This window comes from Leifsonia sp. KNZ12-8B, from assembly GCF_056755495.1.
This window is the reverse complement of sequence record NZ_JBPGXM010000153.1, coordinates 1-8,352: the sequence shown is the minus strand read 5'-3', so window position 1 is coordinate 8,352 and position 8,352 is coordinate 1. Positions and strand designations below refer to the sequence as shown.

The following is an 8,352-nucleotide window of genomic DNA, read 5'->3' as shown; positions in this document are numbered from 1 at the left end:
GGCGCCAACGTCCCAGCCGCACCCGGCCACGAATACACCGGTGCGCTCAGACCGACCAGCTGGTCCGCGATCGTGACGTTGTTCAGCGTGGAATCGCCGCTGTTGGTCGCGGTGAACGTGTACTGCACCGCGTCACCCGCAACACCGGTCGCACCCGACGCCAGCGCCGCCGTCTTCACCAGATCCAGCTTCGACACCGCCGACAGCGGCACCGTCGCGGGCGCCTTCGGCGAGTCCACCCCCGCACCCTGCGGCGTCGTGCCATGCGCACCGGCCTGGTTCGCCACGGAACCCGCATCCACATCCGCCTGCTTCACGACGTAGGTCGCCGTCGCGGTCACCTTCTGACCCGGCGCCAACGTCCCAGCCGCACCCGGCCACGAATACACCGGTGCGCTCAGACCGACCAGCTGGTCCGCGATCGTGACATTGTTCAGCGTGGAATCGCCGCTGTTGGTCGCGGTGAACGTGTACTGCACCGTGTCACCCGCAACACCGGTCGCACCCGACGCCAGCGCCGCCGTCTTCACCAGATCCAGCTTCGACGGGACGCTCAGCGGCACCGTCGCCTGCGCGGGCTGGCTCGGCACCGAGCCACCCTTCGGATCGGTGCCCGTCGCGGTGGCGACGTTGTTCACCGAACCCGCGTCGACGTCCGCCTGCTTCAACGCATACGTCGCCGTCGCGGTCACGGACTGCCCCGGCGCCAGGGTCCCGGCGGCGCCGGGCCAGGCGTACACAGGTGCGCTCATCCCGGCGAGCTGGTCCTTGACCGACACCGAGGTCAGAGTCTGGTTTCCGGTGTTGGTGGCGACGAACGTGTACTCCACGCTGTCGCCGGCCTTGCCGACGGCTCCGGCGGCGAGCCGGCCCACCTTGGTGAGAGCCAGCGAAGGGGCGCCGGTCAACGGAACCTGTGCCGTCGCCTGGCCACCATCGACCGTGCCGCCCTTCGGGTCGGTGCCGGTGAGCGTCGCCGTGTTGGTGACAACGCCCGTATCCACCTCCGCCTGGGTCAGTGCCGACGTCGCGGTCGCGGTGACCTTCTGACCGGGCGCGAGGCTGCCCGGGGTACCCGGCCAGGAGTAGGTGATGCCGCTGATGCCCGGCTTGGCGTCGGCGATGGAGACGTTCGTGAGCGTCGTGTCACCGGTATTGGTCGCCGAGAGCGACCAGGCCACCGTGTCGCCGGCCTTGCCGGTCGAGCCGGGCGCGAGCGCACCCGTCTTGGTCAACGACAGTTTCGAGACCGGGTTCAGGATGACCGTCGCCGGAGCCTTGCCGCCGTCGACGTCGGCATTCGAGGGGTCCTTGGCGGTCGCGGAGGCGATGTTCGCCACGGAGCCCGCATCAACGTCGGACTGCTTCAAAACGTACGTGGCTGTCGCCGTGACCGACTGGCCGGGCGCGAGCGCTCCTGTTCCGGCGGCCCACTGGTAGGTGAGCGGACTGAGGCCGGCCAGGGCGTCCGTGACAGCCACAGAGGTCAAGGGGACGTCACCCTTGTTGGCCGCGGTGAACGTGTAATTCACGGTGTCGCCTGCCTTGCCGGTCGCCCCGGGGGCCAGCGCCGCCTGCTTGGTGATCCCGAGGGCGGGCTTCGACGGCACCGCGACGGTGAAGCCGGCACTCGCGGTGTTGTTGGAGAGGTTCGTGTCCGTGAGGCCGCCGCCGAGCTGCACATCGTTCGAACTCGGATCGATCGTGTTGTTCACGAGGTTGGTGGGCACGATGGCGGTGTTCGTGAACGATCCGATGGATCCCGAGACCGTCCCCGTGACGACTACGTTCACCGAGGAGCCGGCGGAACCCTTCCAGTCTGCCGATACCTTCGAGCCGGACCCTGACGGTGTGACGCAGGTCGCATCCCCGGATGCTCGGGCACAAGTCCAGCTGACGTTGGAGATCGGAAGCGAGCTCAGGTCGTCGAACACGCGCACGGGGCCGCCGCCGGACTGCGTCGAGCCGATCGCCGAGGGTCCGTTGTTGGTGGAGGTGAGGGTGAAGGTGATCGGGTCGCCGGGGAGGAACGCTCCGGCCGGATAGCCCGCGTGCGAAGGCGAAGACACCGCCTTCGTCACGGCGATGTCGGACAGCGCCTTGACCTTGACCCAACGGATGTCGTGAAAGTCCGTCGCCTGGCCGGTCGATGCCGAGAATCCGATCTTGAGCGTGCTCGGCAGCGGCATCTGTCCGCTGACGTTGTTCAGATTCGACGAGAACATCTGCGTCATCGTCGTGGGATTACCAGACTTTGCGACCTGGTTCGAGAGCCAGACCGTGACTTGCACGTTCGCCCCGGAGGGCACGACGCGGATCGTCACACGACGGTACTGGGAGCTGCTGTCCGTTGCCGGGTCCGCGGTGTTGCCGGACTTGCCGGTCCACAGGTTCGTCGCCGTTCCCGCCACCCACGGGAACTTGGCGCCACCGCACTGATCTCCGGAGCCGCGCATTCCGATGCCTTGCGCGTAGCCCGATCCGCCGATGTTCCCCCACTTGGTCCCGCCCCAGTTTCCATACACGTCGAGACCGAGACCAAGGTACCCGCCCGACACACCGCACGCCGTGTAAGTGTCGGTCTGGCCGGTCGGTGCGCCCATGGCGTAGCCGAGACCATTACCGGGAGCGCCCGCCGTGATGGCCTTGGAGCCATCGATCAGATACATCGCGATCCCGTCGCCGGTGTGGTCGGTCCCGTCCGGAACGTAGGTGACACCACCAGCCATCCGGTAATCGAAGGTCACTTCGAAGCCGGATGATGACGGGAAGGCAGTGTCGTTGAGGATGTTCGTCGCCTGTCCGAAGCCGGCGTTGGTCAAGCGGAGCCAGCCGTCCGAGGTGTAAGTGTTGCCGACGTTGCCCGATCCGGTTCGCAGGTACATCCAGTCCGGGTCCGTGGCACCGGCGGGCCCGTTAGTCGGGTCCTGGATCGGGAACGGCGGAACCGCCTCGGCAGGCGCGGCGACGACTCCGACCGCCACGAATGCAGTGGCGAACAGGAAGAGCGTAGTGAGGACCGCCATCAGGCGGCGCCAGCGACGGGCAGCGGGGACGATCGATTCTTCGTTCACGGGCGGTACTCCGACGGCTTCGAGTCGAAACCGCCATGCTCGGGGTGTGTTGCGTCGACAAAAAAGAGGACGCAGAGTTTCACATTCAGGATATTTCCATCCAAGATTCGCCGCCACGCAGGCCGTACCGATCTCTCACGAGGGGGCCACGTACACCTGGCGGTTCCGCACGGCGAACACACGAAAAAGGGCGGGCGCCCAACGGCGCCCGCCCTTACTCGGTGGTGATGTCTACAGTGTCTGCCAGCTCGGCTTGTTCGCGTAGGCGTAGCGGTAGTAGTCGATGTTCTTCAGGCGCGATGCGGCGGCCTCGTCCACGAGCACCGTCACGTGCGGGTGGAGCTGGATGGCCGAGCCCGGGTTGGAGGCCGAGACCGGTCCCTCCACCGCTCCGGCCAGCGCCTCCGCCTTGCCCTCGCCGAAGGCCAGCAGCAGCAGGTGGCGCGCCTTCAGGATGGTCGACAGGCCCTGGGTGATGCAGTGCATGGGCACGTCGTCCTCCGAGGCGAAGAACCGCGCGTTGTCCTTGCGGGTCTGCTCCGTCAGCGTCTTCACGCGCGTGACCGACGCGAACGACGAGCCAGGCTCGTTGAAGCCGATGTGGCCGTCGGTGCCGATGCCGAGGATCTGGACGTCCACTCCCCCGGACTCCGCGATCGCCTTCTCGTAGTCGGCGCCGGCGTGCTCGATGGTCTCGCGGGCGCCGTTGGGGGTGTGGATGAGCGACGGCGTCAGGCCGAGCGGCTCCACGACCTCGCGGGTGATGACCGCGCGGTACGACTCCGGGTGGCCCGCAGGCAGGCCCACGTACTCGTCGAGGGCGTAGCCGCGGACGTGCGAGACGTCGACGCCCTCCTCGGCGATCCGCCGGGCCAGCGCGCGGTAGACCGGGAGCGGGGTGGAGCCGGTGGCCAGGCCCAGCACGGCGTCCGGCTTGCTCGCGATGAGCCTCACGATGCTCGCGGCGGCCAGCTCGCCGGCCGCCTCCTTGTCTGCGACGACGACGACTTCGGCCATCAGCTACCTCCGACGAGGGCCGCGCCCAGCGCGGCCACGGGTGAACCTTCCGGGACGAGGCGCACGCGCCGCGGAAGGGCGAGCGACGCGAGGAACGGGGACGTGCGGCCCCACTCCTCGAGCACCTCGTGGACATCGCTCAGCAGGCGCTCCCCGAGGTGGCTGAGGCCGCCGCCGATCACGACGTGCTCGACGTCGGCGGTCAGGACGAGGACGCGCACCGCGGAGGCGATGCCCTCCGCCAGCCTAGCGGCGATCACGCGCGCCTCCCGATCCCCCGCGGCGGCCGCCTCGAACAGGGCGTGCGCCGGGAACGGGTCGTCGGTGGGCCACTGCCGCGCGATGGCGGACCCGCTCGCGGTGGTCTCGATGCAGCCGCGCTGGCCGCAGGCGCACACGGCGCCTGCCGGGTCGACGGGGAGGTGCCCGATCTCTCCCGCGATGCCGCTGGCCCCGCGCCAGAGGCGACCGTCGACCACGATGCCCGCGGCCGTGCCCGTGCCGAGGTTGAGGTAGGCCATCGTGCCGCCGAGGCCGAGGAGGTGGTAGGCGCCGAGGGCGGCCGCCTTCACGTCGTTCTCGACGCGCACCCCGACGCCGAGGCGGCCCGCCAGCTCGCCGCCGAGCTCCAGCCGGTCGACCCCGAGGTTGACGGCGTGAGCGACATGGCCGGACGCGCTGTCCACCATGCCCGGGATGCCGATGCCGATGGAGTCGAACCCGCCGGCGGGCAGGCCGGTCAGCTCGCCGATGCGCGTCACCGCCGTGACCGCCGTCTCCAGCACGGCCGCGCGGCCGAAACCGGTCGCCAGCCGCACGCGCTGCCGCAGGTCGCCGCGCTCGTCGACGGCGACCGCGTCGGTCTTCGTGCCGCCGATGTCGATGCCGAGCCTCACGAGCGCGAGCCGGAGGGGACGCCCACGTGCGCGAGCAGGTCGAGCAGGGCGCGTCCGACGAGGCGCGAGGCGCCGAACGTCGCGAGGTCGGCATAGGCGCGGTCGTCGCCCGGCCAGCCCATGTCGACCACCAGCACGCGGTCACGCTCGGCCCGCAGGCGGTCGATCGCGGCCCGTGCGAAGGCGTGGCGGTGGTTGTCCTTGCCGATCATCAGGACGGGCGACTGCGCCGCGAGCACGAGCTCGGGATCGTCCCGCTCGGTGAGGACCACGAGCGGATTGTCGGCGAAGGCGACCGAGGCGGGTGCGGCCGGGTCGGCCTGCGCGGCGGCGAACGGACCCCAGGGCGCCTGGCCCACGGCAATGTTCGCGATCGTGTCGAGCCGGACGACCGAGTACCGGCCGCGCTCCTCCGCCAGCCACGCGCGTGCGTGGTCGGAGAGGTCGAAGGCGGCCGCGACGCGGGCGAGCTCGGCGTCCGCGTCGGGCGAGGACGCGGCGGCGAGGGCGGCGCCCGCGCCGTCCGCCAGCGACAGCACGCGCTGCTCCGCCTGGGCGACGCGGGCCTCGCCGAGCCGGCCTTCCGCGATCGCCGCCGCGACCGCGTCCACGATCTCGGTCAGCTGCTCGTCGGTGTTGTCCGTGCCGATGCAGAGCAGGTCGCAGCCGGCGGCGAGGGCGAGCACGGCCGCCTCGGGGATGCCGCGGCCGCCTCCACTGGCCCCTGCCATGTCGAGCGCATCGGTGACGACGACGCCGTCGAAGCCGAGCTCGCCGCGCAGCAGCCCCTCGATGATCGGGGCGCTGAAGGTGGCGGGCATCCGGGCGTCCAGCTGCGGGAGGAGGATGTGCGACGTCATGATCGTGCGGGTGCCGGCCGCGATGGCGGCCCGGAACGGCAGGAGCTCGCGCTCACGGAGCTCCTGCGCGCTCCTGTCCACCTCGGGCAGGGCGAGGTGCGAGTCCTGCGCGGTGTCGCCGTGCCCGGGGAAGTGCTTGGCGCAGGCGGCGATGCCGGCCGACTGCAGACCTCGCGTCCAGGCGGCGCCGTGCTCGGCGACCACCTCGGGTACGGCGCCGAAGCTGCGCACCCCGATGACCGGGTTGTGCGGGTTCGAGTTGATGTCGACGTCGGGTGCGAGGTCGAGGGTGCAGCCGACGGCACGCAGCTCCTCGCCGACGCGGCGGCCGACCGCCTCGGTGTGCGAAGTGTCGTCGAGTCTCCCGAGCACCGCGTTGCCCGGGAAGGGCGACCCGCTGTCGTAGTAGAGGCGGGTGACGTCGCCGCCCTCCTCGTCGATGGCGATCACGGCGCGCGGATTGGCCGCGCGGATCGCCGCGGTCAGGGCGCGCAGCTGCTCGGGCGAGACGATGTTGCCGCCGAAGAGGCACACGCCGCCGAGCCCCTCGCGCAGGCGGCGCTCCAGCCAGGCGGGCAGGGTCGTGCCGGTGAAGCCCGGCATGAGTGTCGACAGGATCCGGGTCACCCCTTCACCGCCCCGCTGACGAGGCCGCTGGTCATCCGGCCCTGCACGATGAGGAAGAAGACGATGACGGGGACGGCGACCAGCGTCGACGCGGCCATCACCTCTCCCCAGTCGATCGCCCGCGACGCCGACTGCTGGATGAAGCCGCGCAACCACAGCGGGAGGGTCTGGCTGCTGTTCTCCTGCAGGATCACGAGGGCGACGGTGAACTCGTTCCACGCCTGGAGGAACGCGTACACGCCCGACGCGACGAGACCGGGGGCGAGCAGCGGGAAGGTGATCCGCAGGAACGCCTGGGTGCGGCTGAGGCCGTCGACCATGGCCGCCTCCTCGAGGTCGGCGGGGATGCCGGCGACGAAGCCGCGGAGCATCCAGATGGTGAAGGGCACCACGGCCGCGATGTAGATGATGCTCACGCCGAGCACGGTGTTGAGCAGCCCGAGGCTGCCCATCAGCTTGTACTGGGCGATGAACAGGCCCTCGGCCGGGAGCATCTGGATGATCAGCACGGCGAGCACGAACGACGTCCGGCCGCGGAATTTGAACCGGCTGATGGCGAGCGCGGCGAGGAAGGCGAAGCCGAGGCAGAACACCACCGTGATCAGCGCGACGACGACGCTCATCCCGAGCGCGGGGAAGAACGTGCCGCCCCCGATGACGGCGGCGAAGTTGTCGAACGAGCCGCCGAACGGCAGCCAGGTCGGCGTCGAGCTCTGCAGGACGACGTCGGGCAGCAGTGACGAGTTCACCATCCAGTAGACGGGGAAGATCCAGATGAGCCCGAGCACGACGGCGAGGGCGCCGAGGAGGAGGCGGCCCGGACGGACGCGCCGACGGTAGCGGCGCGGCGGTTCCGCCGCCGTGGTCGCGCGGGGGGTGGTGGCGGTGGCGGTCACGAGGCGTCCTCCTTGAGCAGCGAGCGCACGTAGAACCAGCTGAGCGCGATGGTGAGCACGAGCACGAACACCGAGACCGCGCTCGCCATGGCGAAGTCGCTCGATCCGACCCCGAGCTGGTAGATGTACGTGCCGAGCAGGTTGGTCTCGCTGGCGATCGAGCCCTTGTCCTGGAGCAGCTTGATCTGGGTGAACACGCGCAGGTCCCAGATCAGCTGCAGCAGCAGGACGATCCCGAGCACCGGGCGGATGATCGGCAGGATGATGTGGCGCAGCCGCTGGAACGGGCGCGCGCCGTCCATGGCCGCGGCCTCCAGCACCTCTCCCGACACCTGGGTCAGGCCCGCGTAGGCGGAGAACGCGACGAAGGGCACGCTCATCCAGACGATGATGACCATCGCGACGAAGAAGAAGGAGAGCGGGTTCTGCAGCCAGTTGTGGCCCTCGAACGGCAGCCCCCACGAGCTCAGCACCGTGTTCACGATGCCGCGACGCCAGTCGAACAGCCAGTTCCAGACCGTCATCGCGGCGACGACGGGCATGGCCCAGGCGAGCAGCAGCGCGATCTGGAGGAAGAGCCGGGCGAACCTCCCGACACCGGTCATCAGCAGCGCGAGGCCGACGCCGATGACCATCGTGATCACGGCGGTGACCACGCAGAACAGGATGGACCGGCCCACCACGACCCAGGTGTAGGAGTCCGAGAACAGGGTGACGTAGTTGTCGAACCAGACGAAGGGGGCGGGCTGGCCGAACTGCTGGGCCAGGCCGAAGTGCTGCATCGACGTGACGAGCTGCCAGCCGATCGGGTAGCCGAGCGCGAGGAGGCAGATCGCGACGGCGGGCAGCAGCAGGATGTAGGGCGCGATCGTGCGTCGCCGCCTGCGCGGCGCTGCCGGCGCCGGGTCGCCCGCGGCGCGCGCGGGGGGCGCGGCCTGCTGGGTGGTGGTCACGTCGGTCCTCCTTCCGGGTGGGGGTGGGG

General features: G+C 70.2%; 6 protein-coding genes. All 6 read right to left on the bottom strand.

All coding sequences use genetic code 11. The features are described 5' to 3' along the window. Positions 1–3,191, bottom strand: a 3,191-nt coding sequence (locus ACR9ZG_RS16725) for a DUF7507 domain-containing protein (RefSeq protein WP_481285979.1), incomplete at its 3' end; no start/stop codon positions are given. A 114-nt stretch (positions 3,192–3,305) separates the two neighbouring features. Continuing rightward, positions 3,306–4,091, bottom strand: coding sequence for a glucosamine-6-phosphate deaminase (gene nagB / locus ACR9ZG_RS16720; RefSeq protein WP_481285978.1), 786 nt, complete (start codon positions 4,089–4,091; stop codon positions 3,306–3,308). After that, positions 4,091–4,987 carry an ROK family protein gene (locus ACR9ZG_RS16715; protein ID WP_481285977.1) on the bottom strand — a complete coding sequence of 299 codons (897 nt, stop codon included), beginning with the start codon at positions 4,985–4,987 and terminating at the stop codon, positions 4,091–4,093. Before ACR9ZG_RS16715 ends, nagB begins: the two co-directional genes overlap by 1 nt. Continuing rightward, positions 4,984–6,474, bottom strand: coding sequence for a beta-N-acetylhexosaminidase (nagZ, locus tag ACR9ZG_RS16710; RefSeq protein WP_481285976.1), 1,491 nt, complete (start codon positions 6,472–6,474; stop codon positions 4,984–4,986). The genes ACR9ZG_RS16715 and nagZ overlap by 4 nt, the downstream gene beginning before the upstream one ends. Next, positions 6,471–7,370, bottom strand: a complete 900-nt coding sequence (locus ACR9ZG_RS16705) for a carbohydrate ABC transporter permease (protein ID WP_481285975.1) — start codon at positions 7,368–7,370, stop codon at positions 6,471–6,473. The genes nagZ and ACR9ZG_RS16705 overlap by 4 nt, the downstream gene beginning before the upstream one ends. After that, the gene (locus ACR9ZG_RS16700) at positions 7,367–8,323 is read right to left on the bottom strand and encodes a carbohydrate ABC transporter permease (protein ID WP_481285974.1); all 957 of its coding nucleotides are present in this window, start codon (positions 8,321–8,323) and stop codon (positions 7,367–7,369) included. Before ACR9ZG_RS16700 ends, ACR9ZG_RS16705 begins: the two co-directional genes overlap by 4 nt. Positions 8,324–8,352 lie beyond the last annotated feature (29 nt).

Bases quoted from the DNA above. Each gene is read 5' to 3' on its own strand.
- nagB (WP_481285978.1), bottom strand. From the start codon at position 4,091: ATGGCCGAAGTCGTCGTCGTCGCAGACAAGGAGGCGGCCGGCGAGCTG.